Here is a 24,841-nt window from a genome sequence, read left to right on the forward strand (position 1 = left end):
CGAGCCGATGTCGATGACCGGCTCGGGACGCACGTGAGTCACGTTCAGCGTCCCTTCGCTGCGCCATCCGGCAGAGAACCACTCCACTCACCCGACGGCTCGTAGATGCTGTCCAGTCGCTTGAAAAGCACGTCTCCATCCTGACCGACGCCCACGTGGACGTGTCTACGACGAGAGCGCCTGCGGGCATGGTGGTGGGGGAGCCCAGGCGGACTCGCGGGCTCCCCTCCGACCATTTTCACGGAGCTACCAGGGCACTTCCCCGTTTTCGTCCTGGAAAGTCCCTGTCGGACCGTCCGCGTCGAGAGTTGCGAGACGCACGACAACCCTGGCGCTCTCCTCCGGCGCCCTTCCGACGCCGAATGCCGCGGTCAGGTCGGTCGCGGTGGTGCCGGGCTCCACTGCGTTGAACTTGATGCCCGGCTGGGACTTGGCGTACTGGACCGTGAGCATGGTGGCTGCGGACTTGGACGCGGAGTAGAGCGCCAACGGCAAGTTGAACTCCGGCCGGTCCGGATTGGTCACTGCCCAGAAAGAGCCGGCACTGCTCGAAACGGTGACCACAGTGGGGTTCGAGGACTTACGGAGCAGGGGAAGCGCCGCCTCCGTGACGCGCACAACTCCCACCGAGTTGGTGTCAAAGGTCCGGAGAGCCGTGGGACCGTCGGCTACTCCGTGTCCCAACACGCCGGCGTTGTTCACCAGGACGTCGAGACGGCCCTCGGCCGAGTCGATCGTCGCCAGCGCGCTGCTCACCGACGCGTCGTCGGTCACGTCGAGTTGCACGAATCGTGCGCCAAGCTCCGCCGCGGCCTTCTCGCCACGCTCGACGTTACGAGCGCCGATGTAGACGACGTGGCCCAACGCCAGAAGCTGTCTGGCCGTCTCGAAACCGATGCCCTTGTTGGCTCCGGTGATCAACGTGATGGTCATGAGTATCCTCACGAGTTATGTGGCCCGAGTGGGCCGTTGGCGATGTCCGAACTGGTCTTTGGGTCGTCGGCGCTGATCCCCGGAGGTCAGCCGGTCAGCTGCCGGAGGAGTTCGCCGGCGTCGTGCAGGGCGGTCATGTGCACGAACCGTCCGTCGCGAACCTGATAGATGGCGTACTCGACGATCTCGAACGATGCGCCGGTGGGATCCACACCGAGCCACTTCTTCACCGGGGTGCCCGTGTTGATCAGGCGCGCAGCCAGACGGTCACCGTCGAAGAGCAGTTCCTTGAGTTCCAACGGAGGTCCGGAACCGCGTCCACGTCATGCTTCTGAACCGCGATGAGGTCATCCCGGGTGGCCCGCTCACCGTTCAGGGTGGTCCGGTCGTCGATGAACTCGTCCATACCATCGAACTTGTGGGCGTTGAGCGCCTCGATATAGCGCAGGTAGAACGCGCGCAGATCACTGTCGGACATGAGGGGTGACCCTTCTGCCGGGCAGCTCCGGAACGGGGCCGCGACCGGATGTGGATGAGACGCGACGCCCTCCACGGTGGCTCCGCCTCTCAGATCTGGTTCAGGCTTCCGTCGACGTACAGGCTCGAACCGGTGATGAAGCTGCTCTGTTCGGAGGCGAGGAAGGTCACGGCGGCGGCGATCTCCTCCGGGCACCCGATCCGGCCCATCGGCACACGTGTCGCCAGCAGTTGTTTGAACCGCTCCGGGTCGGGGGTGAGCCCCGACAGCGCAGGGGTGTCGGTCGGGCCGGGCGTGATGGTGTCGACCCGGATGCCGCGTCCCTTGAGTTCGTTGGCCCAGGCAGCATGCCCCGGACGTTGATGCCGAAGAGGGTGTCGAAGTGATCCTCGGTGATCTGCTCCAGTGGCGCGAGCGAGGCGACGGAGGCATTCGCGAACAGGACGTCCAGGCCACCCCCGGCTGCGGATCGTCTCGTAGAGCCGGTCGAGGTCGGCCAGGTTCGAGATGTCGCCGGTCACGGCGGTAGCCGCTGAACCGATCACTTCGACGGCCGCACCGAGTTCGGTCTTGCGTCGGCCGGTGATGAACACGTGCGCGCCTTCGGCCGCCAGCCGGACGGCACTGGCCAGGCCGATTCTGGCGCTGCCCCCGGTGATGAGAGCGGTCTTTCCCTCAAGCAATCCCACGGCAGCAGCCCCTTCGACTTTTGCAGCGATCGCTGCGGAAGTCGAACGGTAGCACTTCTGCATCGATCGATGCGGAAGAGGTAGGCTGCGGGGGTGGAGACCAAACAGAACGGCCCCATCGGCCGACCCCGAGGATTCGACGCCGACGAAGCTCTCGAGCGAGCCATGCTGGTCTTCTGGAAGCACGGCTATGAGGGGGCCAGCCTGGCCAACCTGACCGATGCGATGGGCATCTCCACCACCAGCATGTACGCGGCCTTCGGCAACAAGGAGGAGCTCTTCCGCAAGGCCCTGGAGCGCTACACCGAAGGACCGAGCGCCTACTTGGTCCGGGCCCTGGAGGAGCCGACCGCCCTCGGCGTCGCCACCGCAATCCTGGCCGGCACCGTTCGAACCACCACCCGCCCGGCCCATCCCCATGGGTGCCTGGGCGTGCAGGGCGCCCTGACCACCAGCAACTCCGGTCAGGAAGTCCGCGACCTCCTCGTCACCTGGCGCAACAACGGCTACTCCTGCATCCGAGAGCGGTTCCAGCGAGCCGTCGACGACGGCGACCTGCCCCCCGAGACCGATCCAGGGCTACTGGCCCGCTACCTGACCACCTTCGCCTACGGCATCGCCGTACAGGCAGCGAGCGGTGTCGGCCGCGACGAACTCCAAGAGATGGCCGACGCCGCCCTGCGCAACTGGCCCCTTTCCTAAGACCAGAACGGGTACGTGCCTCGGCCGCCCTTGGAGGGTGACCGCGTCGTCGCATCCGTCGTCGAGTCTGTCCGGAACGCAGTTCGTCGTTCGCGGTGATCGTATGGAGAAGTGCCGGACTCCTGCGGCAAACCTGGCTCGGTGCTTCGCTCACAGTGAGACTGGCAGCGAACCGTGTCGGCCTGTCCGAGCAGCATGCCGGCCGCCGAACCTCACTGGCCGATAGTCGATCGAGGAGTCCAGATGCGCTTGCGCAAGCGCGCGATGGCCGCCGTGTTCATGACCACCGCAGCCTTCGCCGCACTCGTCCCCCAGGCCATGGCCGCCCCCATGCCCTGGGAGACCAGCAAGACCCCCGCCACCACCCACCATGCCCCCTCCACAGCAGTCAGCGACAGCGGCACAATCACCGTGCTGTGCACCGGCGGCTGCTACCAGTAGGCGGCCGCCGAAAGACCTGAAGGCCAGGGGCTCGGGGGCTCGACGCTCCACGGACCCGCCCGACACGACAGGCGGCGATGCCGACAACCGATGATGCGGCGGCCGTCGGCCAGCAGCACGTAGGCGAACGAACAGCGTCGTCTGGTCGGCCGTGCGGCCGAAGCTGTCATCGCTTCGGTGCAGGGCGCGGCCCGTCGGCTGAGCGGGGGAGCCTGGTTTTCGCCGTATGGCGACCGCTGCATCCAGGGTCCCGACGGTCTGGACATCGACGACCTGGTCCGCTGACCCGACTCCAGCGGGTCGCAACTCGGCCCGGCACCGTGATGGCCGGCCTGAACGGCTGTGCAGAGTGGGGAGGGGGCAGATGACCCGTACGGACCCTCACGTGCCTCGGCGGCAATCAAAAGGCTCGTGCAGGTTCGGCGTAGGGGCCGAAGAAGCGGTGGCCGGTGAGCTTGTGGTAGCGAGCTGGCGCCGACGGTACGGGCACACCAGACCGTTTCCCGAAGTCCGATGAGGATCGCGGCCCTTACTTGCTGGTGCAGGCCCGTTTCGCCGTGTAGCGTCATTTCCAGCTGTCGTGGTTCGCCGTACCTGCCCGCGCCTTGGCGTGGGCGTTTTGCTGTGCAGTGCCGGGCCAGGGCGATCACCTCCGGGACCGCGCGGTGCGGTTCCTGACGTCGACTGAGAGGTACCAGCATGGCCAGTGGAACCGTCAAGTGGTTCAACGCCGAAAAGGGTTTCGGCTTCATCGCCCAGGACGGCGGCGGACCGGACGTCTTCGCGCACTACTCCAACATCAACGCCTCTGGCTTCCGCGAGCTGCAGGAAGGCCAGGCGGTGACCTTCGACATCACCCAGGGTCAGAAGGGCCCGCAGGCGGAGAACATCACGCCTGCCTGACCCGGCCTCATAGGTCCGAAGCTGGGCCGAGGCAGGGTACAACTCCTGGTGTCGCCGCGTCATTGAGCATGGCGCGGCGACGGCCGGGCCTGTCGCTACGCGGCGGTCCCGGGCCATGCCGAGCCGAGTGAGCAGCGAGACGGCAGCGAGGTGCCTGCCCGCCTGTCTCTGCCTTCACCTGACGCGTCATGAGGTGCCGGCACCCGTGGAGTGCACGGCCGAGCGACTCGCGGTGCTCGGTTGAGACGGTACTGGATCAGCCGGTCCGGTGGGATCGTCCGTGCCTCCTCGCCCCAAGGCCTCCAGCGAAGGCTTTCCACATCAGTGGGCTGGCTGTTCGGGGGAGTGCGGTGTCGTTTCGCGTAGTGTTCGGGGAATACCTCGTCCAGCGGTCTGGCGACGTCGCAACGATCCGATCAGATCTTCGTTGCCGGTGGGGCCGAAGGTGGCACCTGCGACAGAACCGCGCGTCGGCAGGGCCGGTGACGGTAAGCCTTTAGCGGCAGGACAGAGCGGGTGCCGCCGCTGCCGTGGCTTCACCGAGACAAGAGACCCCCGTGCTGTGCGGTAGGTCTCCAGCGGCTCATATCAGCGGCGCGTCATCGTTCGCCGTGCACGGCCGACTGCCGGCCTGAGCGTGGCGGCGACGTGACGGAGTCGGTCGCCGTCGTCTCAGCGATTGAGGTGGACGGTGAGCTGTCGCTCGGACACGCCGGCGGGAACAGTGGTGATGTAGCCGCGTGCAGTGTCATAGACGCCGGTTCCACCGGTGATGGCCAGGTCGACGGAGGACGGGGCCGGCAGATGAAGGATCGCCTGTCCGGTGAGCAGTCCCTCGGGCAGGGAGTAGGTGCCGAGACACTGGAGCTCCTCCGGGTTCAGGTGGGTGTAGGTGCACACCACGCTGTGATCGCCGACCTTCTTCCCGTCCCGGTAAAGATCCTCGGCGACGATGCGCTCGTCCCCGAGGCTCAGACCCTTCTTGCCCAGATCGAGGTCAGCTGCCTGAGTCTGCTTGGCGACCAGGTGAATGATCTCTGTGCGGCTATGGGCGCCGGGCCGGGCACCGTGATCCGAGACGATCGCGGATGCCGGACCGATGGCGAGAGTGCTCGCGATGACTGCGGCCGTGCCGACGGCCGCGGTCAGGAAGCGGACCTTTTTGATCCTGGAAGTAGTCGGCATGTCGTCCGTCCAATCGGTAAGCGCCGTATCGGCGGTGTGGGGAGCGCCTGGGTGTAGGGGCCGGTGGTGATCGACGATGACCGCGCCCGGACTGAATCGATGCCCGCAGCGCTGCTCCGCGCAGAGGGGGGAGCGTTCAGCCGGAGGCCGGTGTTGCACGCCTCTTGCGTTGTCGAGGAACCTTTCGCGAACACGATAAGAGCACTTGCTCCTATTTGTAAAGCGGAGAGCGGAGTCATCGCTGCCGGATCGGCTCGTGGTGGCTTCCTGGGCTGACTACCTCCCTGCGGAGCGGCTGTTTGGCGAGAGGAGTCGACGGCAAGGGGTGGCATGCCAGGGTTGGCGTGCAATGCATTGACCGGCGACGCGCTCGTTGTGCGCCAGGTGTCCGTGGGGCGGGATGCACTCCGGCTGTGGCCGGGCGCTTGCTGCCGGGTCGGCGTTCCGGGGGTGTCTCCAACGGCAGCCATTGCCGATCCGCAGTTGCGAGTATATGCTCCTATTGTGTCGGGCAGCCTGGCACGTACTCCACGCAGGCTTGTGCGCCGGCGAGCGCACGCCTGCGCACAACGGCCACGTTCCTCCTTGTGCGCGCGGCCGGCGCTCGATTCGTCGCGTCGCGTTCCCTGAAACTTCCCTCGATTGTCCAGAAGGTGATTGACCCATGGGTGCCAGCAAAGTTCTCATCGCCAACGCCGGTGGTGTCGGCCGCACAGTTCTCGAGCAGCTGCGGGACGAGGGCGTGCCCGTGCGGGTGATGGTCCGCCGTGACGACGATCGCGCGGCCGAACTGCGCGCGCTCGGCGCGGAGGTCGTCGTCGGCGACCTGACCCGGCCCGAGACTGTGGCGGCCGCACTGGAGGGCGTCAGCAGGATGTATTTCGCGATGCCCGTGTCGCCGGACCACCTGGTGGCCACGACCGTGGTGGCCACCGTGGCGAAGGAGTACGGCCGCCTGGAGTGTCTGGTGGGCATGTCGCAGATGACGGTGTCCCAGATGACCGCCACCAGCACCGCGGAGTCGTACCAGCAGCGACTGCACTGGCTGGCGGAGCAGGTACTCAACTGGTCGGGCCTGCCGGTCGTACACATCAGGCCGACGTCGTTCCTGGACAACCCGCTGTTCACGACCTTGGCGGCTCGGTCGATCCAGGCGAACGGCACGATCGCGCTGCCGTTCGGCACGGGGCGTACCTCGCCGGTCGCCGTTCACGACGTCGCGCGCGTCGTAGCCACCGTGCTCGCCGATCCGGCGCCGCACATCGGAGCCGTCTACGAACTGACCGGACCCCGCACGGTCGACATGAACGAGATGGCTGAAGCGTTCTCGCAGGTACTGGGGCGCCCGGTGTCCTATGTGGACGTGCCGCTCGACCGGTGGCGGACCGAGAGCCTCTCGAAGATGGGCCTGCCGGCGCACATCGAGAACCACGTCGCGACGATGGGCCGCCTGCACCGGGAGAACCGCTACGACCGCGCCTCCGATGATGTGGAACGCGTGACCGGCCTACCTCCTCAGACCATCGAGGCGTTCATCGCCGCCCGCAAGGACTTCTATCTGGGCTGAACGCACCTGTGCCGCGCCGGACGACGGGTTGGTCCTGACGTGATACGCGGTCGGCACCGCTTCCGCAGGGATGCGGCACCACCGTCACGCCGACCGCCGGCCGTCGGCGAGCCCCGGCACGAAGCCCGGCATCTGTTACCCGACTTACCGAGCGGAGCACTATCACCATGCACGCGCAGGACACACAAGGAAGCTCGTTGCTGCACGACGTGCTCGCGGCGCACGGAGGGCTGGAGCGGTGGCGGCTGGTGCAGACGGTGAGAGCCACGATCGTCACCGGCGGCCGGCTCTGGGCGATGAAGGGCGTGGTCCAGGATGCCAACCCCCGGGAAATGACCGTCACCGCGCATGCCCAGCACGCATCGGTCTACCCGTTCGGTGCGTCCGACCAACGCACCGACTTCACACCGGACCGCATCGCGATCGAGAAGCTGGACGGACGGATCGTGGCCGAGCGTCTCGACCCCCGGGCGTCGTTCGACGGCCACACGTTGTCGACGCCCTGGGATCCACTGGATCGTGCCTACTTCAACGGATACGCGTTGTGGACCTATCTCACCACCCCGTTCTTCCTTGCCATGCCCGGTGTCCAGGTCTCGGTACTGGAACCGCTCTGGGAGGACGGTGAGCGCCGGCGAGGCCTGCGGGCGACGTTTCCCGCATCCTTCGCGGGCCACAGCCGAGTCCAGGACTTCTACTTCGGGCCGGACAACCTACTGCGTCGCCATGACTATCAAGTCGACATCGCGGGTGCTTTGGCCGCCGCACAGTATGTGCACGATTTCGTCGACGTCGATGGTGTGCGGTTCCCGACCACGCGGCGCGCCTACCGACTGGATGCTGCCGGGTCGCCGCTCTATGACGAACTGCTCGTCTCGATCGACATCAGCAATCTGCGGCTCGAAGGAACGAGGCCCTGAGGGACACGGTGTGACCGTCACCGGCTGTCATCGATCTCACTGCACCTTCTGACGGCACGCACGATCTCGTGCCGGTTCCCGGGCTCGCTCGATCCGTGATCACACAGCGGGGGGGCTCCCGATCTGTCGGGAGGCGGGGTCGCCCGCCTGCCGACCGCACCAACAGGTGATCGAACATGAACAAAGGACGTACTCTCATGAATCTGAAGCTCGAACTCATCGTGTTGCCCGTCTCCGACGTCGATCGCGCCAAGGCGTTCTACGAGGCGGCGGGATTCCGGCTGGATGTTGACGCCGCTCCCACCGGGGACTGGCGCGCCGTCCATCTGACGCCCCCGGGGTCCGAGTGCTCGATCCTGCTCGGCGTCGGCCTCACCACTGCCGCTCCGGGCTCGGCCCAGGGTCTGTACCTCGTCGTCTACGACATCGAGGAGGCCCGCGCTGAACTGATCAGCCGCGGCGTCGAGGTGAGCGAGATCTTCCACGACGCCGGCGGCCTCCTCTACCACGGCCATGAGGCGGGTGACGTCACCCACGAGCTCCCAGGCCAGGGTCGCACCGCGGGCCCTCACCCCGCCCGTGCCGACTATGGTTCCTACGCCACCTTCAGTGACCCGGACGGCAATGGCTGGGTCCTCCAGGAGGTCAAGCAGCGCGCCCCTGGCCGCTGACGGACCCTGCCGCCCTACTGGAGTTCTGCATGGCGGTCGGCGCGATGGCGTGCCGACCGCCATACAGGCGTACCGGTCACCGGCATGCGAGCGCACGCAAACAGGGCACTGCCGCCGCCGAGCGATGCGCATAGTCGTGGACCGCGACACGCGGCCCGCTCAGCTCAACGGCGGCACCGGCTGTCTTTGGCAAGTGCGCACCTCGACGTAGGGCGGCCCGTTCAGCTCAACGGCGGCACCAGGTGCTTTTGGCAAGGGGTGCGCAGCTCGACGCACGGCGGCCTGCTCAGCACAGCGGCGATCCGCCATGCCATCCAGGCCGTACCCGACCTCCGGTACCGACGCGGGCGGGGGCCGGCGCCTACTCCGCCCAGGGCTGGAAGCCGGTGCGCAGGACGGCGCCGAGCGAGGTGCGCAGTCGGGCTGCCTCATCGGCCCCGAAGCTCTCCTCGAACTCAGCCTGCACCTCTTGCCAGAGGGGCAGCGCTGCCTTCATGCGGTCGCGGCCGTCCGGTGTGATGGCGGCGATCCGTGCCCGACGATCCGCCGCCGACGTCTCGACGGTCACCAGGCCCTCGCGAGCGAGTGGTTTGAGGTTGGAAGCCATCGTCGTGCGGTCCATGGCGATCGCCTCGGCCAGGCTGGTGATCGTCATCTCACCCCGGGTGCTGAGCTTTTGCAGGATGCTGAACTGCGTCGCGCGAAGACCGACGGGCGCAAGGGCCTTGTCGTAGGTCGCGCCCAGATAGCGGGCGGCCTTGCGCAGGGCCAGGTTGTTGCACGAGTCGCTGGAGTCTTTCCGCGCGGTTGTCATGGTCTCCTCCAAAGTTTCCCTTACCATGATACGAGGAAGTGCGCATAAATGCGACAGGTTCGCTGCGCATGCCTGCAGTGAGTGGCGGTGCTGCCGACCTGACGCCCGCTGGTGGCAGGGCTGCACGCCTTGCTGTTCGAGAGATAGGAGCATATGCTCTTATTTGCACCCGCGCGCTCCACCCCTCACATCCCCTCGCGCCCTCCACCAGAAAGCCTCCCCATGGCAACCCGCCTCGCATCCCTCCGCACCCGCAGGTCGGCCGAACTCGCTCCCGAGCCCCGCGACGCCGCCCGACGACCGCCCGCGAGGGCCTGGCTGCAGCCGATTCTTATCGCCTTGATCATTGTGGCCGCTTTCATCACCTGCTACGTCGGCCTGCAGCGTGATCCCCAGCCCCATCATGTTCCGATAGCCGTCACCGGACCGGACCTCTCGGGCGAGATACGTCAGGCCCTCGGTAGCACGGTCGACGTCCACCCGGTCGCGAACTCCGAGACGGCGCGCCACGCACTGGAGCATCACGACGTGGTCGCCGCGCTGAGCAGCGACGGTCCCGGTCGGCTGGACCTGGAGATCGCGGGAGCATCGGGCACCTCGACCACGTCGGCGGTGAAGACCCTCGTCGGGGCCTACGCCCACGGTGCGGGCCAGCACGTCACCATCGCGGATGTCGTGCCCTTCAGCCACTTCGACGCGCGGGGACTGGCTGGCTTCTACGTGGCCTTCGGCGTGACCCTGGCCGGATTCGTCCTCGGACAGAACGCTCTGTTCCTGGCGAATGTCCTGCATCTGCGTCACCGGCTGTGGATGCTGAGCGGAGCGTCACTGGCAATCGGCGCCGTGGCGGCGACCATCGCCGGGCCCGTCATGGGTGCGGTACCGGCCCCGTTCATCCCGCTCGTCCTCACCCTCACCCTGCTGTCGGCTGCCGCCGCGTTCACCACCAAGCTCTTCGGTACCTACCTGGGCCCCCTCGGTGTCCCGGTCGCCACCCTGCTGCTGCTCACCGTCGGCAACGCCACGAGCGGCGCCGGCATCGGCGCGGACCTGCTGCCCGCCGTACCCCGAGCCATTTCCGCGCTGCTGCCTCCGGGCGCCGCCGTCCGGACCATCACCGACCTGAGCTACTTCGACGGCGCGCACGTCGTGACTCCGGTGATCACGCTCGCCCTGTGGGCCGCTGTGGCGGCCGTCCTGGTCTCCCTGCGCCCCCGTCTGACGAGTCGCCGCGCCACGAGCTCGGCATGAGTCGACAGCCCCGGCACGGCAGTTGGGGGCCGCCGCAGGCCAGGAGGGGGGTCGGTGAACCTCTGCGACACGAGGCCGGTTCGGCCGGAAACCCGACCGACCGGTCAGCGCCGGGGCCGGACGCCGAAGCGTCCGGGCCCGGCGAGGGCGTGTATCAGGAGCCCCATGCGACACGGAGCCGAACCGGGCCGCCACGCCTTCTCGACAGTGAGGGCTAAAGTCCCTGTCAACCGGGCTTTGCCGGGGTTTCGGCCCGTGATCGAGTACCCGTCATTCGCCAGGAGTCGGTGGCGGTCTCGATGAAGGTAGCGTCGAAGGTGAGGGCCGACGGTGGCCGCGCAGAGACGAGGATCGCGGGCCTCTCCGAGCCGCGCCGGGCCTGGCCGTCGCACGGGGCCATGAGCAGCCAAAGCCGCGAGAGGTCACCATCGCCCGATCGGCGAGCTCCATGAACTGTTCGCCGGCCATCAGGGAACTCTGGCCCAGGCTGCTGAGGGACCTACCGCGGATGACTCCCACGCCTCGGTCCTCGGCGACGGGCCTCGGGGCGGCGGGGACCGCTCGAGGTTGCGGCCTCAACTCGGCGGTGGCCGGGCGCGTACACCGCAGCGCGTCGTCGACGGGCTCCGCCTTCGCGCGGGATCCCTATCGCGGTTCCGGCGATCCGCATGGCGCCACCGGCGATCCGCGCCAGGTAGGTGCCCTGATGCCGTCGGCAAGACCGCCGGTTGACGTCGAGGACGACGTAGGACGGGCGACATTTCCGATGGCGGCGGCCAACAAGGCCCTGGACCGGGCCGCGGATCTGGACAATCGCAGGAACACCGGCCGTGGAAGGATCCCTTCGTTGCCCGGGTACGCGTGGTGTTCTGCTCGACGTCCTGGCCACGGATGACACGGCCGGTTTCGCCGCCGTGCTGCTCGAGCCGCCTTGCCTTGTGGGTCGGCCGTATGCGGATGGGCGCGTGCCCTGCTCTCCGTGGAGGCAGGAACGCGCCTGCCCCCCGGTACAGGAGCAGCGCGCATTTGCGGGGGGAAGAGGTTCGTTGCCGCGCGCCACGCTTGGCACGTCGGCGGAAGGGGCTGCCGCGGTCAAGAAGCTTCGCTGACAGCGGGGCTGTCGCCACAGGGAGAGATTCCACGTGCGCCCCGGCTCTGTGGTCCCGGTGGCAGCGGATGATGACGTATGCCGTCTCCGCCGTGATGAGGCCGAGGGCGATCAACGCGGCGCCCAGGGTGCCGAGCCCGTGGTCGCCGAGCCATGCGATGCCGGCCTGCCCGACCGGCGGTGCGAGGGAGACGCCGACGTAGACCGTCGCGGTGTTGAGGCCGGTGAGCCTGGGCGCCGCCGTCGGCATGGCCTGGATCAGGCGGTGGGGCTGGGGTGTCAGCAGGCCCCATGCGCAGACGCCCCACACGACCAGCGCCACGACGGTGGTGCCCACGTGCGCGCTGGACCAGGGACGGTCGCGGTATTGACCAGGGCGATTCCGGCGGCGGCGAGTACGCCCAGGGCGGAGACGAACAACATTGTGGCCCGCCAGTTGCCAGTCACGCTTCCGATCGCCGTGCCTGGGGGAGCACCGAGCGCGATCGCCGCGCTGAGGCCGGCCGGAACCAGCCGAGGGCGTCGGCGGCTGATCCTGCGGCGGGTCGAGATGGCGCGTCCTCTGCGCTCCGGCGGCGCGAGAGCGGCGGCCGCCGCGACGGCCGTGGGGCTGACCATGGTGCCGCCGAGTCCGGCGACGGCCCGCGCGATCAGGGTTACACCGAAAACGGGGACGAAAGCCGTCAGGACGTTGCCCACGATGAATATGCGAGCCCGGCGAGGAAGAGCGTGGGCGCGACCAACGCGCGGTGAGCGCTGCCATGACGGGGCCGAGAACGGCGTAGGCGACGGCGTAGGCGGTGATCAGCCATCCCGCGGAACCGACGCCGACGCCGAGGGAGTGGCGGTTACGACAAACTCCGCAGCACGACGGCGGAAGGCGGCCCGGGTGGGCGGCGGTAGGTCAGAGTGGCCGGGTGACGGAGAGGGTGTCCTGACGTCCCTGGTCGTCAGGTTCTGGCGACGGCCCTGTCGTTGCACCTGGGTCCGTTACGACACAGGGCGCGAATCAGGGCCGTGCCACTCAGGGCGCCGCAGTCAGTGCGGGTGAGGGTGGTCGTGGTCGTCGATGTGATCGTGGCCCGCGGGGCGTTGCGCCAGGGCGTGAGCGCGCGCGGTGACCTCCTCGGTGGACACGGCACACAGGCCCGCGAGCACGTCCTCCAGGGCGGCCAGCCAGAGCTGGTAGTAGTTGTAGGGCTCGTCCGGCGCCGCCGCCTCCTCCCAAGCCGCGATCCGGGCGGCGAGTGCTGTCTGGAATTCAGGCCAGGTGAACGCACCGGCGTCGTACAGGCTGACGGCCATGCCGAAGGCGCGGCTCTCCCACGGCTCCGCGAACACCAACTCGCCGTTCGAGCGCGGCGGAGCGGCCGGGCCCTCGATGTCCAGCGGCGCGCTCACGGTGCCACCACCTTGGCCACGCCGACCATCGCGTCTCGCGTCACCAGCGGCACGAGTTCCTCCTCGGACAGGTGCTCGGTACCGGCCGGGCGCTCGGGCAGGACCAGCCAGCGCACTTCGGCGGTGGAGTCGTGGACGGTGATCTGGACGTCGTCGTCGAGCTCCAGTCCCATCTCGGAGAGAACCACGCGTGGTTCCTTCACCACACGCGCGCGGTAGGCGGGGTCCTTGTACCAGCTCGGCGGCAGACCGAGCACCGGCCACGGGTAGCACGAGCAAAGCGTGCACACCACCACGTTGTGGGTGGTCTCCGTGTTCTCCACTACGACGATGTGTTCGCCCTGCGCGCCGGAGAAGCCCAGTTCCTTGATGGCCGCGGTGCCGTCCTCGAGCAGCCGCTGCCGGTACTCGGGATCGGACCACGCCTTGGCGACGACCTTGGCGCCGTTGAGCGGGCCCACATTGGTCTCGTAGGTGGCGATGATCCCGTCCATCACGGTCGGGTCGATCAGGCCGCGCTCGGTCAGCAGCTGCTCGAGCGCCTCGGTGCGCAGGGACACGGGTGGGCGCTGGCCCGTACCGCTATCGGTGGTCATGCGTTGGTCTCCAGGTAGCTTTCGAACATCTCTACGGTGAGTGCGAAGGGTTCAACGTCGGTGCCCCACAGTTCGCGCGAGTCGAATCGCACCGAGTAGACGTGCTGCGGGTTCTCGCCCTGGAAGTGAGCGTTGGTGTCCGGCAGCACGTGTCCCGGCTGTATGCGTTCGACGACGCCGACGTGTCCGCGCACATAGGCCGGCAGCCGGGTGTGTCCGGGCACCGACACGGCACGTGTCCGTACCCGGTCGCCGACGGCGAACGCCGGCGGGGTGTCCACTGGGCGCAGCGAGCCCGCACCGACCGGTGCCGCGGTCGGCGCGTAGTCCGGTCGGGGCTCGGGTACGGGAGGTTCCTCCACCTGGCCGCCGCGCAGGTTGCGGGCGCGGGCGTCGATGGCGCCCGGCGCCAGGGTGGCGCTCTCGGTGAGCATCAGCTCCGCGCAGTTCAGCCAGCGCCCGTAGTAACCGTCGTCCAGGTAGGCGGTGCGGTCCAGGCGCTCGAGCGCGTGCCGGAAGGCGTCCGCGTTGTAGCCGCCGAAGGCAAGGCGGCTGGAGAGAAGCGTCAGCGCGAACGCGCGACCCTGCCAGGATTCCGCGAAAACCGGCTCGTCACGCTTCGGGGGACGGAGGGTGCCCCACCCCGGGGTGCCCCCCATATCGGCAAGACCGTCCATGGCAACAACCTTCCATATATTAGCAAAACGGATAATTCTACTCATTCTAGGTATGAGGCGCTGCCGAGGTCATGGTTCGCGCCGTGGCGAGGCCGGGGCGGAGCGCTCTGTCGCGTCTATCGGGCCGCAAGTCGGGTGCGAGCCCGGGCAGCCCCGGATTCGGGTGCCGGGAGGAGGGCGCGGCGGGCGGCCCGCTCGCCCAGCAGGCCGAACGCCGCGCCCAGTGCGGCCCACAGCAGCAGTGCGGTGGCGACCGACCAGAGCCTGAATTCCCACAACAGCCCGGCAGGGACGTCCATGGCGTCGGTGTTGTCCGGCAGAGTGAACAGTGCCGCTGTCGCTGCGACGAGCACCGCGGCGACGCAGAGCTGCCGGGTCGGTGCGCCGGCTCCACGACTCTCCAGATGGCTGTGCAGCGCCCAGGCCAGGACCACGCCGATCAGGCCGATACCCATCGCCGCGAACCAGGCCAGGGTGCGCTGACCCACTGTGCCGGGATCGCCGACGCCGGGTGGGCTGGACGGATAGCGCACGAACGGCAGCAACCACACGGCCGCGAATCCCGCCGCGGTCAGGCGCATCGCGCGCGGCCAGGCGTCGGCATGTGGGGCCCTTCGGTGCAGGAACAGGTGGACCGCGGCGAAGAGCACCCCCAGGGCCAGGCCTGTAGCGGTGGTCGCCACCACGAGACCGACGTGCTGGGTGGCTCGGGAGAAGACCTCGGCGTGGTGATCGGTGGCGGAGTGCTCGGCGGCCTCGCGGGCTGCTTCGAGCCGCACCGCCCGGTCCATCGATGGCTCGGCGAGCAGGTAGGAGAAAGCTCCGCTCAGCAGGCCGGCGACGCCTCCTGAGGTCGCGCCTCGGGCCAGCAGTGTGATGACGGGACTCATGATCGCGGCCGGTCAGTGACAGGGGGCGCCGAGCAGGTGGCGACCGTCGTGGGCGAATTCGTGCAGGTAGTTCGCCGTGGTGGCAACCTTCCCCAACGCCGGGGACAGTAGCTGCCCCTGGTCGAGGAAGACGGCGTACAGCGTCACCAGGGCGGCGATCACGGCGACCGCGGCGATCGCGCCGTCACGCAGCGGACGAATCGCCGCTGCGGTGGCACTGTCGGCGGTGGGCAGGGTGAGATGCGACATGACGGATCCTTCGCGAGCTTTCCTCGTGGGCGGCGATGGGGCAGGCTTCCGGACGTAGCTGGTGCAGCTGTCGGCTGCCCGGCCCGTCGACTCACGGTCTGACCGGAGCCTTACCGTGAGAATAGGAGCATGTGCTCGCAATCGTCAAGGGCTCTGCCGTCGACTCGGTGGCGGGGCGGTCGTACCCCGCTCGTGAGGCTGAGTTCCGGTCAACGGTCAGGAGCCACCGTCCGCTTGCTGAGGGAGGTTCCACGGGTTGGCACGCTGGAGCGGTTCGGGGAGGGGCTCCTACGGCATGTTCTGGTAGGCCACGGGCCGCATCCAGCGGGCGACGGCTCAGCAGCCATTTCCCTTGCTACCCGGGCAGAGCGCTGCCGTTCTCGCCGAAGGTGATGCACCGGGCCGCGAGGTGCGATACGGCCTGGAGCGCAACGCGGACGCCGGAGCACACCGCGGACGCCGGGAAGGTCCCCTGAGACAGCAGATGCGGGTGTTGGCCATACCCGCGAGCCGCCGCCACACAGGATCGAGCTCGGGCTCGACCTCGGCAGCCCACCGGTTCGGTAGGTCTGCGGAGCGCAGCAACATCTCACGGGACATGACCCGCGCAGCCGCCTGCCCTCCTCATCGTCCGGATCGGCATCTCGAATCGAACCCCCGCGCCACCGCCTCCCACCGCCGCTGACGACGATCAACGCTGACGCCGCCCTGCTGGCGAGTTCTGGGGTGGGCAAGGCGGTAGGAGTCGCCGCTGGTCTCGATGAGGTTGCCGCCGAAGGTGAGGCGGTCCATGTTGGCGCAGAGCCGGGGCTCGGTGAACGCTTTGTCGGAGAGGGCCTGGTTGGGTGCAATCCCATACGGCCAAACGGCCAGGCGGGCTTTCGTGCCTGTCGTGTTCGTCCTTCATGACTCGGCCGTACGACCCGGCTGGCGGGCGTACGGCCGACAGGGGGATGCTCTGTGCAGGTCAGGACGCCGTGCACGCCCCGATTGCGGGGGCGGCCGAGTTGCCGTTCTTCATCACCGTGAAGCCGAAGCTCGTCGAGGCGCCTGCGGCGAGGCTGCCGTTGCCGTTGGGGCGCATGGTCATGACGTTGCCGCTGCTGTCCCAGGTGGGCGAGCCGTTCCAGGTCGCGATGGTCTTCTGCGGCGAGGTGACGGTGACCGTCGTGGACCAGCTGGTGATGGGCGAGCTGCCCGCGGTGATGGTCACCTTGCCGTTGAAGCGGTCGCTCCACTCCTCCTGCTTGCTGTACGTGGCGGTGCAGGTGGCGCCGCCAGGGGTGCCGCCCCCGCCGGAGGAGCCGCCGAGCGTGGTCAGCACGGTGGTGTACGCGGGCTTCTTGTTGTAGTTCGAGTCGAAGAGCAGCGGAGTGCCGCTGGAGCGCCACGAGTACTTGTCGGTGATGCCCCAGACGGTGATGCCGGTACAGCGGGTGACCGCCAGGCACGCCTTGACGACGTTGCTGTAGCTGGTGGCCTGGCTGGTGCCGGAACCCTCGATGTCCAGTTCGGTGATCTGCACGTCCACGCCGAGGTCCGCGAAGCGCTGGAGATTGGACTGGTAGTCGGCGGGAACCGGGGAGGCGCTGTTGAAGTGGGACTGGAAGCCGACGCAGTCGATGGGGACGCCGCGCGCCTTGAAGTCCTTGACCATGGTGTAGACGGCATTGCTCTTCGCGTTGACGCCGTCGGTGTTGTAGTCGTTGTAGCAGAGCTTGGCCGCCGGGTCGGCCGCGCGGGCGGTGCGGAACGCCTCCTCGATGAAGCCGTTGCCGAGCTTGTCCTGGAACGGCGAGCTGCGGCGGGCGCCGCTGGAGCCGTCCTGGAACGCCTCGTTCACCACGTCCCAGGAGTGGATCTTGCCCTTGTAGTGGGCCATGACCTGGTTGATGTGGTTGTTCATCGCCGTTCTGAGGTCGGTGGCGCTCAGGCCGCTGACCCAGCCCGGAAGCTGGGAGTGCCAGACCAGGGTGTGGCCGCGCACCTTCATGCCCCGGCTCTGGGCGTGGCTGACGATCTGGTCGGCGGAGGAGAAGTTGAACGAGCCGCGGCTGGGCTCCACCGCGTCCCACTTCATCTCGTTCTCGGGGGTCACCGAGGTGAACTCGGCGTCGAGCGTCGAGGCGTACTGCGCTTCGCCCAGGTGGTTCGCGGCGACAGCGGTGCCGAAGTAGCGGCCCGTCTCGGCGGCTGCCGCGCCGAGCGTGCTGCCGGCGGCCTCGGCGGTGCCGGAGGTGGTGGCGAGGCCGCCCGCGGCAAGCAGACCGGTGAGACCCAGGACGAGTGCCCTGCGGGCACGGGAGGACGTGCTGGATGGCATGGTTGCTCCCGAAAGTTTCGTGCGGGTTTCCGATTGGATGCGCAGACGGTACGGGCGTAGGACAGGGGCGTCAACGGGTCGTGCGGCAGATGGCTCGTAGCTTGATGGTGCATTGCGCCACGCCCAAGTCTCCGAAAGTTTCGCTATTCGCGTCGACGGTGCGGGGAATGCCTGATGTGAGGTCAGATCACCATGACCGGGTCAAGGAGCCGTTTCTGAAATTCATGTGGTGGGTCGGATGGTCTGCCCGGGGCGGGAACAAGGCTTGCGGCCTGGGGCGCCCCAGACTTGTCCTCCTCCTCATCGCCGATCGCCGCGCGCCCAAGGCGGCCGCCGCAGGAGGGCCCACCCCGCCGGCAGTACACGACGGTCCGAACTGGAAAACGGCATCTTTGCGCCACCGACCCATGGGGGCGCGGCGCGGACACAGGCCGTGGGCTCGCCGCTGTTGCCGGCGCAAGGAGCCGTCCGAGACATCGCCGCCCCGGACACGCCTGCAGGTCGCATAACACGGTGCCCCATGCGGCCGCTGGAGGATCAGATCGGGCTGGATCTGCTCGACCGGCTCGCCGTTCGCCCGGCGGCGCAGCACGGTGTGGACATGTCGTCGGTGGCGAACGGGGGGCGGAGCCGTACTTGCCTTTGCGGGCGGCGGCATCGAGCCCCTACAGCGTGGTCCCCGGATGCTCGCCCGCTCGGTCTCCGCCATCGCGGCGAAGAAGGCGAACAGCAGGCGACTGCGCAGGGGAACACCGAGCGACCGTGCCCAGTGCGCTCGTGGATCCCGGTCAGCGGACCGGCGAACATCTCACAGGACCGAGCCGTGCGCGGCGAGGTGGTCGGCCGGCGCTGCTCAGCTCGGCGGCGTCCCACCCGAGCTGCTTCTTCTCGCCTGAGGCCGCCAGGGACCGGGACCGCTGTCGGGTGGTTGTCGGTCGTGGTCGGTGATCTGTCGGTGACCTGTCGGTGGTGGCCGGGACATTGGAGCTGGCCGGCACCGACCATCATCGGCGCCGGCCACCGGCACCCCATCACCCGACCTACTGGAACCGGCACTCCCGATGTGACCTGCCGGGTGCCCGCCCAGCGGTCCACGATCAGGAAGGAAGCTCCCATGCCCACTGGAGTCACGATCATCGGCGCCGGGCTCGGCGGCCTCGTGCTCGCCCGCGTCCTGCACGTCCACGGCATACCGACCACGGTCTACGAGGCGGAGCCGTCTCCGGCTGCGCGCTCGCAGGGCGGGATGCTTGACATCCACGACTACAACGGACAACTCGCCCTGGAAACAACCGGCTTGATAACCGAGTTCCACGCCATCGTCCAGGAGGGCCGCCAGGCGATGCGGGTCCTCGCCCCGGACGGGACCGTCCTGTTCGAGGAAGCCGACGACGGCACGGGCGGACGCCCCGAGGTGATGCGCGGCGAGCTGCGACAGATCCTGCTCGACTCACTCCCGGCCGGCACCGTCCGGTGGGGGCACAAGGTCAGCAGTACTCGTAGCCTCGGCGAGGGCCGCCACGAGGTGACGTTCGCCGACGGCAGCACCGTCGTCACGAGCCTGCTGGTCGGCGCGGACGGCGCGTGGTCACGGGTCCGGCCGCTGCTCACCACCGCCATACCCGAGTACACGGGCAAGTCGGTCGTCGAGACGTACCTGTTCGACGCCGACACCCGGCACTCAGCCGTCGCAAAAATGGTCGGCGGCGGGTCGATGATGGCGCTCACGCCGAGCAGAGAGCTCTTCGTGCACCGGGAAAAGGGCGACACGCTGCACGCCTACGTGGGGCTGTCCGAGCCGCAGGACTGGTTCGCCGCCATCGATTTCGCCGACGCCGCCGTGGCCACGGCGCGGATCGCGCAGGAGTTCGACGGCTGGGCGCCGAAGCTCACCGCGCTGATCACCGACAGCGACATCGCGCCGGTCCTGCGCCCTCTCCACGCTCTGCCGACCGGGCTCCGGTGGGAGCGGGTGCCGGGGGTGACCCTGCTCGGCGACGCCGCCCACCTCTCGGCCCCGAACGGCGAAGGTGCCAACCTGGCCATGCTCGACGGCGCCGAACTCGGCAAGGCTCTCGCCGCGCACCCCGACGACATCGAGGCCGCGCTCACCGAATACGAGCAGGCCATGTTCCCGCGCAGCACCGAGGCTGCCACCTTTGAAGGTGCCAAGACCCACGGGAGCGACTCCGGCAACGGCCCAGTCCACGACCTGGTCACCGCGTTCACCCGGCACGAGCAGTCCCGATAAGGCCTTCGCCCGCGGTGTTCGTCGAAGTGAGGACCTCGGGGCTTCGATGAACCGGCCCCGGACGAGGGGCGGTCTGTGATTGCCTCGCACCCGAAGCCGAAGGACCCGGAGTTGATACGTCGCCGCCGACCACACACGGTCACCAGCAGGCTGTCTCCACGAGAACTGACGACAGTTGAACAGGAGAGTCCACCAGTATCAGACCCGTACTGAGACAAGTTGCGAGTGTCCGAGAACCGTGCCACTTCCCTTCTCCGGCCCACTCCGCCGGCAGGACCGGGACGGCCACGGGGGGGCGGCGAGCATCGGTTCCGGCAGGGTGCACGTCATGGCGCGCCATGCCTTCCCCCGGGCGGCCCGCCACCCGAGTGACCGGTAGAGGCCAAGTCCACCCCGACCACGCCCCCGCGACCCCGGCCACCGGCCCGACCCCCGATTCACCGCAGCCCGAGACCACGGACCGGAACGTGCCTGGGCGAGCCCCGACCACGGCAGGCCGACGCGGTCTCACTGCATTGCTGCTGTCTGCTCCGCATCCGAGTCGAGTGGCTGACGCAGGTCCGAACAGCAGCGCAGCCGAACTCGAGGCTGACCAGGCTCCCCGTGGTGCGCTCGGCTGTCGCGGCCGCCCACCGGGCGGCGATCGCCTCCTGCAACGCCAGGGCGGTCTGGTCGTCGGCGGCTGCGACGTCCATGACGATCAGGCCCGGCTGTGCCCCATGCCCTTCGGGTTCTCCAACGCAGGAAGCGATCACCTGAACCAGTGGGGCTTGTGGAAGAAACACGGTTCGCGAGGTGGCGGAGTCTGCCATTGCTTTAGCACAAGCTGCGCTTCCGTGCATGACATGCGCGGTACGCCATTCGGCCGCATGCTGAGTCGACATCGGCTGCACAGGCCGACCATCCGGCGGGAGGTCCTGTGATCGTGCTCGCTCTGCTCGTGCCCGCCCTGATGATGGCGCTTCTCTTTGCCATGGACGCTTTCGAGGAGCACCTCTTCCCCCGCCTGACAGCGGCAGATGACGTGATACCTCCAGCCGACGACATACAGACGCGCTCCCCCCTGACAGGTCCACGGCTCGCTGGCCCAGCCAGCCCCGTCGGCAACGCGGGCGCCCCGGACCCACTACCTCACCAGCTCTCTCCCCAACGCGGGACCTCCACACGACCTCAGGACTCCGATGGGGGGTGACGCCCTGGCCCAGGGTCCAGGGTCCAGGTAGCAGCGCAGCCGGACGCCGGGCTGCCCCGGGTCATGGGGGCGGGCGGGGGCCTTCCAGGGTCTTCGGCGGGGCCCGTGGGCCCCTGCCGTCACGTCATGTCCACGCCCAGGGCGGTGTCTGACCGGCAGTGCATGCACGACGGGACCTGTCGGCGGAGTGCCTCGAGCGCCTGCTGGAGTGTCGCGGGGCGGCGCCGGCCGCTCTTCTTCGCCGCCCGGCAGTCACCGGGGTGGACGGCGTCGATCGGTCCGGTCGAGCCGTACTGGTTCAGTACTGGTTCAGCCGTGGCGGTGCCTACGGCGTGGTTCCTCTACCGGATCCGCCTTCCAGGCGGATCCGGATCGGCAAGCTGTCAGGACGGCACGGCGGGGCAGCTGGTGCCCCGTGGGGGGACTGCCAGGTCGGTGAGGTAGCTGTCCACGGTGTCCTCCATACACGGGCCGCTGGTGACGCTGCCGTGCCCCTGGCCCTCGTAGGTGAGGAGCACGCCGCTACGGCCGAGCTGCCGGGCCACCGACACCGCCCACGGGTAGCCGGTGGCGGGGTCGTGCAGCGCGTTGGACACCAGGATCGGCGGGGCACCGTGTGCGTCCAGGCGGTGTTGCGGGTTGGCGGTCGGCGCGCCCAGACACGCCGCTGCCACGTGGATCGGCAGCAGGTAAGGCAGGTCAGGCGCGGTCGTGTTCATCATGGCGACGAGCGAGGCGTACTCCTGGTAGTTGCGCACTGGCAGGTGCCAGTCCGAGCAGAAGACCGGGGTTGCCGGATGCAGCGGCGCTATCGAGGTGGGCGACGCGGGCAGGGGCTTGCTGGCGTCCATCCCCGCGATCGCCGTGGCCAGGCCCGCGTAGTCGACCTGGTAGAACTTCCGGAACGCGATCTTGTTGACGAGGTCCGAGGGCGACAGCGAGGTGCCCGGCCTCGCCGGGTCCTCCAGCTCACCGCGCCCGGCCTGGGCCAACAGGCCCTGCCAGAGGGCGCGGACGTCGCGACCGTGCAGCGCGCAGTCCGCGGCGCCGTCGCACCACTTCACGAACTCCTGGAACGAATCCTCCGCCGTGGCCGCCTCGGACTGCAGGAAGTCGCGGGTCGTCCGGACGCTGTGGTCCATGACGCTCTCCAGCACGATCGCGCGCACGCGGCGCGGGTAGGTCTCGGCGTACTGCGCCCCGAGCAGCGTGCCGTACGAGCTGCCGTGGAAGGTCAGTTTCCGCTCGCCGAGGGCGGCCCGGAGGGCGTCCAAGTCCCGGACCGTCTGGGCGGTGTCAAGGTGGTCGAACACTGGGCCGGTACGGGCCCGGCAGTCGGCACGGAGCCGTCTGTTGTACGCCAAGGTGGTGTCGAAGTCCGCCTGGCTCTTCAGCTCCGGTGACGGCCGCTCGGCAAGCAGGTCGCCGGAGCAGGTCACCGGGTTGCTGCCGCCCACGCCGCGCGGGTCGAAGCTGACGATGTCGAACCTGCGGCGGACCTCGGGGCTGAACCGGCTGATACGGCCCACCACCATCTCCACACCCGAGTCGCCCGGCCCGCCGGGGCCGAACACCATCGAGCCGACGCGTGCGCCGGGGTCGGTGGCCGTGCGGCGGGCCACGGCCAGGTCGAGTCTCGGCCCGTCCGGGTGGGCCCAGTCGACGGGCACCGAAAGAGTGGCGCACTCGGCTCCCGGCTTCGCCTGGTCGTCACACGGTGCCCACCGTAGGGCCCCGGTGGCAGACGGCGACGCGTGGACCGCGGGAGCAGCGGAGAGGCCGGTGATGACAGCCATGGCGGCTCCCACGGCCATGGCGGTGCCCCGCGCGGCGATGCGCCGCAGTGCGGATCTGCCCCTGAACGGCATGGATCCTCCTCGTGAAGAGCGCGGTTGTGTCAGGCGTGCGGACCCGGCCGGGGCACCGTCGTCACGTTAGGCGAACTGTCGCCCATGTGGTGCCCCTGTCAGGGGCTTTTCCGGGTCGGGTCGGGGACCGCTCAGGGGCGATCGGGGCGCAGGGCAAAAATGGTCAGGGTCGCGTCAGGGGAAGGGCTCCGTCGCCGTCTCGGTCGGCCCGTCAGCCACGATGCCGACGTCAACAGGGAGGGAAACATCGTTCACCCGACGCGACCGTCGTCGTACCCGGGGACGGCCCGGGGTCCGCGGCGTCCGGGACTCCGCCGAGGTGCTCCTGCGCGGGGCGCCGCAACGAAGGGATTGGCCCGTCCGTGAACGCAAGGTGGCGTTTTCCGTGAGGGAACAAAGGACGGCGGCAGGCGGCCCGGCCCAGCCGTCGTCAGCCGTCCACGTCGGGGTGCCGTAGGCCATCCCCCGCGGTGTCCCCGGTGTCGCTCGCGGCACCCGCGGCCCCGTCGGCCGCTCCGGAGAGCCAGCGGGTGACGGCGTCGCGGTCGGAACCGTCGGGCCGTGAGTCGGCTGGCGTGGGAGGTGAGTCGGCCGGTGTGGGCGGTGAGGCGGGAGTCGGTGCCGTCGCCGCCTTGCGGAGCCACTGCCCGGCCTCCGCCAGGCGCCCGGACCGCTTCAGCAGGGTGGCCAGGTTGATCATGCCGGAGAGGTCGCCCGCAGCCGCGGACTCCCGGAACAGCCGCTCGGCCTCGGCCAGTTCACCGCGCTGGAAGTGGCAGACACCCAGGCTGGCCCGGGCGGCGGGACTGCCCACCGCCGCTGCCCGGCGCCAACAGTTCTCGGCCTCGTCCATGCGGTCGCGCTGCCGCATCAAGTTGCCCAGGTTGTTCCAGCCGTCGGCGAGTTCTCCGCGCTCGATGGCCTTGTGGTAGCAACGTTCGGCCTCGTCGAGCTTCCCGAGTTGCCGGAGCGAGACGCCCAGGTTGAGCCAGGCGTCGCCGTACCCGGCCGCCGCCGCCTTGCGGTAGTGGTGCTCGGCCCGCACGTGGTCCCCTTGGGCCGCGTACCGGCACCCCTGGGCGTACCACTCCTCGGCCTCGCGCAGGCGGGGGTCGGGGGAGGGAGGGGGTGAGGACGTCGCCATCGCCGCGGGGTCCGGCGTGGTGAAGGTGAACCAGGCGTTGGCCTTGGCGCTCAGGTCGGGTGCGAGCATCAGCAGGACGTTCGGTCCGTGGCCCTTGCGCAGCATCGTGTAGTGGAGGTCGTTCCACTCGGCGAGAGTCAGGCCGCCGCCCCGCTCGGCGGCCCGGCCCAGCTCGGCCGGGGTGGCCGGTGCGCCGGGCGGGCGGGGCGGGCGGTCGAACGGGATCGTGCTGCGGGCCCACACCTTGAACAGGGACATCCGCACGTCCAAGGGGGTCTGGGTGGCCTCGGCGTGCCGCAGCCAGTGGCCGGCCCGGGCGAAGTCGCCGTGCTCCATGAACAGGGTGGCCAGGGCGAGCGGGGCCAGCCGCTCACCGGCGGCCGCCGCCCGTTCCAGCCAGTGCACGGCGTCCTCGGTCCGGCCCGCGTCACCGAGTCCGATGCCGTAGACGGTCATGCCCTGCACATCGCCCGACTCGGCTGCCCGGCGGGCCAGTTCCTCGGAGATGGCGTGATCGTAGGTGTAGGCCGCTCGCACGGCGTTCCGCAGCTTCCTCTTCTTGCTCCACATGCGGTGACGTTCCTCCCT

23 protein-coding genes and 1 pseudogene are annotated in these 24,841 nt (G+C 69.0%); 8 read left to right on the forward strand and 16 right to left on the reverse strand.

The genetic code is table 11. The features are described 5' to 3' along the window. Nucleotides 1-246 precede the first annotated feature (246 nt). The 4 genes and pseudogenes from ACGFRF_RS27520 to ACGFRF_RS27535 form a co-directional block, all read right to left on the reverse strand. Nucleotides 247-933 (reverse strand): SDR family NAD(P)-dependent oxidoreductase, encoded by a 687-nt coding sequence (locus ACGFRF_RS27520; protein ID WP_393744369.1) that lies wholly within the window; start codon nucleotides 931-933, stop codon nucleotides 247-249. 86 nt (nucleotides 934-1,019) lie between these two features. Beyond that, nucleotides 1,020-1,232, reverse strand: a complete 213-nt coding sequence (locus ACGFRF_RS27525) for an ester cyclase (RefSeq protein WP_393744371.1) — start codon at nucleotides 1,230-1,232, stop codon at nucleotides 1,020-1,022. Beyond that, on the reverse strand, nucleotides 1,181-1,411 hold the full coding sequence (locus ACGFRF_RS27530; protein ID WP_393744373.1) for a hypothetical protein: 231 nt from the start codon (nucleotides 1,409-1,411) through the stop codon (nucleotides 1,181-1,183). Before ACGFRF_RS27530 ends, ACGFRF_RS27525 begins: the two co-directional genes overlap by 52 nt. 89 nt (nucleotides 1,412-1,500) lie before the next feature. Continuing rightward, nucleotides 1,501-2,100, reverse strand: a pseudogene (locus tag ACGFRF_RS27535) (SDR family NAD(P)-dependent oxidoreductase). Nucleotides 2,101-2,193: 93 nt separating this feature from the next. Between ACGFRF_RS27535 and ACGFRF_RS27540 the strand changes: the two are divergent. The 3 genes from ACGFRF_RS27540 (at nucleotide 2,194) to ACGFRF_RS27550 (ending at nucleotide 4,146) form a co-directional block, all read left to right on the forward strand. Then, a complete protein-coding gene (locus tag ACGFRF_RS27540; RefSeq protein WP_393744375.1) occupies nucleotides 2,194-2,802 on the forward strand; it encodes a TetR/AcrR family transcriptional regulator in 609 nt (202 codons plus the stop codon). Between the two features lie 243 nt (nucleotides 2,803-3,045). Then, on the forward strand, nucleotides 3,046-3,243 hold the full coding sequence (locus ACGFRF_RS27545) for a hypothetical protein (protein ID WP_393744377.1): 198 nt from the start codon (nucleotides 3,046-3,048) through the stop codon (nucleotides 3,241-3,243). 699 nt (nucleotides 3,244-3,942) lie between these two features. Continuing rightward, nucleotides 3,943-4,146, forward strand: coding sequence for a cold-shock protein (locus ACGFRF_RS27550; protein WP_037751662.1), 204 nt, complete (start codon nucleotides 3,943-3,945; stop codon nucleotides 4,144-4,146). A gap of 672 nt (nucleotides 4,147-4,818) precedes the next feature. On the opposite strand, the gene ACGFRF_RS27555 is transcribed toward ACGFRF_RS27550, so the two are convergent. Further along, entirely contained in the window at nucleotides 4,819-5,331 is a 513-nt protein-coding gene (locus ACGFRF_RS27555; protein WP_393744380.1) for a hypothetical protein, read from the reverse strand. A gap of 664 nt (nucleotides 5,332-5,995) precedes the next feature. Here ACGFRF_RS27555 and ACGFRF_RS27560 point away from each other — a divergent pair. The 3 genes from ACGFRF_RS27560 (at nucleotide 5,996) to ACGFRF_RS27570 (ending at nucleotide 8,489) form a co-directional block, all read left to right on the forward strand. Continuing rightward, nucleotides 5,996-6,898, forward strand: a complete 903-nt coding sequence (locus ACGFRF_RS27560; protein WP_393744382.1) for an NAD(P)H-binding protein — start codon at nucleotides 5,996-5,998, stop codon at nucleotides 6,896-6,898. A 197-nt stretch (nucleotides 6,899-7,095) separates the two neighbouring features. Continuing rightward, the gene (locus ACGFRF_RS27565; protein WP_393744384.1) at nucleotides 7,096-7,818 is read left to right on the forward strand and encodes a hypothetical protein; all 723 of its coding nucleotides are present in this window, start codon (nucleotides 7,096-7,098) and stop codon (nucleotides 7,816-7,818) included. A gap of 197 nt (nucleotides 7,819-8,015) precedes the next feature. Further along, nucleotides 8,016-8,489 carry a VOC family protein gene (locus ACGFRF_RS27570; protein WP_393744385.1) on the forward strand — a complete coding sequence of 158 codons (474 nt, stop codon included), beginning with the start codon at nucleotides 8,016-8,018 and terminating at the stop codon, nucleotides 8,487-8,489. A 361-nt stretch (nucleotides 8,490-8,850) separates the two neighbouring features. Here ACGFRF_RS27570 and ACGFRF_RS27575 read toward each other — a convergent pair whose 3' ends face one another. Further along, complete coding sequence (locus ACGFRF_RS27575) at nucleotides 8,851-9,315, reverse strand: MarR family winged helix-turn-helix transcriptional regulator (RefSeq protein ID WP_393744387.1); 465 nt, start codon at nucleotides 9,313-9,315, stop codon at nucleotides 8,851-8,853. 327 nt (nucleotides 9,316-9,642) lie between these two features. Between ACGFRF_RS27575 and ACGFRF_RS27580 the strand changes: the two genes are divergently transcribed. Then, a complete protein-coding gene (locus ACGFRF_RS27580) occupies nucleotides 9,643-10,554 on the forward strand; it encodes a hypothetical protein (protein WP_393744389.1) in 912 nt (303 codons plus the stop codon). Nucleotides 10,555-12,700: 2,146 nt separating this feature from the next. Here the strand turns inward: ACGFRF_RS27580 and ACGFRF_RS27585 are convergent. From ACGFRF_RS27585 to ACGFRF_RS27610, 6 genes are all read right to left on the reverse strand, one after another. Next, the gene (locus ACGFRF_RS27585) at nucleotides 12,701-13,063 is read right to left on the reverse strand and encodes a nitrile hydratase accessory protein (protein WP_393744391.1); all 363 of its coding nucleotides are present in this window, start codon (nucleotides 13,061-13,063) and stop codon (nucleotides 12,701-12,703) included. Next, nucleotides 13,060-13,659 (reverse strand): nitrile hydratase subunit alpha, encoded by a 600-nt coding sequence (gene nthA / locus ACGFRF_RS27590; RefSeq protein WP_393744393.1) that lies wholly within the window; start codon nucleotides 13,657-13,659, stop codon nucleotides 13,060-13,062. The genes ACGFRF_RS27585 and nthA overlap by 4 nt, the downstream gene beginning before the upstream one ends. Further along, nucleotides 13,656-14,336, reverse strand: coding sequence for a nitrile hydratase subunit beta (nthB, locus tag ACGFRF_RS27595; protein WP_393744395.1), 681 nt, complete (start codon nucleotides 14,334-14,336; stop codon nucleotides 13,656-13,658). The genes nthA and nthB overlap by 4 nt, the downstream gene beginning before the upstream one ends. Nucleotides 14,337-14,452: 116 nt before the next feature. After that, nucleotides 14,453-15,226, reverse strand: coding sequence for a CbtA family protein (locus ACGFRF_RS27600; protein ID WP_393744397.1), 774 nt, complete (start codon nucleotides 15,224-15,226; stop codon nucleotides 14,453-14,455). A 12-nt stretch (nucleotides 15,227-15,238) separates the two neighbouring features. Then, the gene (locus ACGFRF_RS27605; protein ID WP_393744399.1) at nucleotides 15,239-15,475 is read right to left on the reverse strand and encodes a CbtB-domain containing protein; all 237 of its coding nucleotides are present in this window, start codon (nucleotides 15,473-15,475) and stop codon (nucleotides 15,239-15,241) included. A 967-nt stretch (nucleotides 15,476-16,442) separates the two neighbouring features. Then, entirely contained in the window at nucleotides 16,443-17,798 is a 1,356-nt protein-coding gene (locus ACGFRF_RS27610) for an endo-1,4-beta-xylanase (protein WP_393744401.1), read from the reverse strand. A 1,114-nt stretch (nucleotides 17,799-18,912) separates the two neighbouring features. Here ACGFRF_RS27610 and ACGFRF_RS27615 point away from each other — a divergent pair. Continuing rightward, entirely contained in the window at nucleotides 18,913-20,049 is a 1,137-nt protein-coding gene (locus tag ACGFRF_RS27615; RefSeq protein ID WP_393744403.1) for an FAD-dependent oxidoreductase, read from the forward strand. A gap of 437 nt (nucleotides 20,050-20,486) precedes the next feature. Here ACGFRF_RS27615 and ACGFRF_RS27620 read toward each other — a convergent pair whose 3' ends face one another. From ACGFRF_RS27620 to ACGFRF_RS27635, 4 genes are all read right to left on the reverse strand, one after another. After that, nucleotides 20,487-20,933 carry a DUF6207 family protein gene (locus tag ACGFRF_RS27620; RefSeq protein ID WP_393744652.1) on the reverse strand — a complete coding sequence of 149 codons (447 nt, stop codon included), beginning with the start codon at nucleotides 20,931-20,933 and terminating at the stop codon, nucleotides 20,487-20,489. A 427-nt stretch (nucleotides 20,934-21,360) separates the two neighbouring features. Next, nucleotides 21,361-21,543, reverse strand: a complete 183-nt coding sequence (locus ACGFRF_RS27625) for a DUF6233 domain-containing protein (protein WP_393744654.1) — start codon at nucleotides 21,541-21,543, stop codon at nucleotides 21,361-21,363. 81 nt (nucleotides 21,544-21,624) lie between these two features. Further along, on the reverse strand, nucleotides 21,625-23,109 hold the full coding sequence (locus tag ACGFRF_RS27630; protein ID WP_393744405.1) for an alpha/beta hydrolase: 1,485 nt from the start codon (nucleotides 23,107-23,109) through the stop codon (nucleotides 21,625-21,627). Between the two features lie 430 nt (nucleotides 23,110-23,539). Beyond that, nucleotides 23,540-24,823 (reverse strand): tetratricopeptide repeat protein, encoded by a 1,284-nt coding sequence (locus ACGFRF_RS27635; RefSeq protein ID WP_393744407.1) that lies wholly within the window; start codon nucleotides 24,821-24,823, stop codon nucleotides 23,540-23,542. Nucleotides 24,824-24,841: the final 18 nt, after the last annotated feature.

Origin of the sequence: Streptomyces sp. NPDC048521, assembly GCF_043199855.1 — a bacterium.
Taxonomy (GTDB): domain Bacteria; phylum Actinomycetota; class Actinomycetes; order Streptomycetales; family Streptomycetaceae; genus Streptomyces.

Bases quoted from the DNA above. Each gene is read 5' to 3' on its own strand.
- ACGFRF_RS27555 (WP_393744380.1), bottom strand. From the start codon at position 5,331: ATGCCGACTACTTCCAGGATCAAAAAGGTCCGCTTCCTGACCGCGGCC.
- ACGFRF_RS27610 (WP_393744401.1), bottom strand. From the start codon at position 17,798: ATGCCATCCAGCACGTCCTCCCGTGCCCGCAGGGCACTCGTCCTGGGT.
- ACGFRF_RS27630 (WP_393744405.1), bottom strand. From the start codon at position 23,109: ATGCCGTTCAGGGGCAGATCCGCACTGCGGCGCATCGCCGCGCGGGGC.
- ACGFRF_RS27615 (WP_393744403.1), top strand. From the start codon at position 18,913: ATGCCCACTGGAGTCACGATCATCGGCGCCGGGCTCGGCGGCCTCGTG.
- ACGFRF_RS27520 (WP_393744369.1), bottom strand. From the start codon at position 933: ATGACCATCACGTTGATCACCGGAGCCAACAAGGGCATCGGTTTCGAG.
- ACGFRF_RS27530 (WP_393744373.1), bottom strand. From the start codon at position 1,411: ATGTCCGACAGTGATCTGCGCGCGTTCTACCTGCGCTATATCGAGGCG.
- nthB (WP_393744395.1), bottom strand. From the start codon at position 14,336: ATGGACGGTCTTGCCGATATGGGGGGCACCCCGGGGTGGGGCACCCTC.
- ACGFRF_RS27620 (WP_393744652.1), bottom strand. From the start codon at position 20,933: ATGTCGACTCAGCATGCGGCCGAATGGCGTACCGCGCATGTCATGCAC.
- ACGFRF_RS27550 (WP_037751662.1), top strand. From the start codon at position 3,943: ATGGCCAGTGGAACCGTCAAGTGGTTCAACGCCGAAAAGGGTTTCGGC.
- ACGFRF_RS27545 (WP_393744377.1), top strand. From the start codon at position 3,046: ATGCGCTTGCGCAAGCGCGCGATGGCCGCCGTGTTCATGACCACCGCA.
- nthA (WP_393744393.1), bottom strand. From the start codon at position 13,659: ATGACCACCGATAGCGGTACGGGCCAGCGCCCACCCGTGTCCCTGCGC.
- ACGFRF_RS27605 (WP_393744399.1), bottom strand. From the start codon at position 15,475: ATGTCGCATCTCACCCTGCCCACCGCCGACAGTGCCACCGCAGCGGCG.
- ACGFRF_RS27570 (WP_393744385.1), top strand. From the start codon at position 8,016: ATGAATCTGAAGCTCGAACTCATCGTGTTGCCCGTCTCCGACGTCGAT.
- ACGFRF_RS27600 (WP_393744397.1), bottom strand. From the start codon at position 15,226: ATGAGTCCCGTCATCACACTGCTGGCCCGAGGCGCGACCTCAGGAGGC.
- ACGFRF_RS27560 (WP_393744382.1), top strand. From the start codon at position 5,996: ATGGGTGCCAGCAAAGTTCTCATCGCCAACGCCGGTGGTGTCGGCCGC.
- ACGFRF_RS27635 (WP_393744407.1), bottom strand. From the start codon at position 24,823: ATGTGGAGCAAGAAGAGGAAGCTGCGGAACGCCGTGCGAGCGGCCTAC.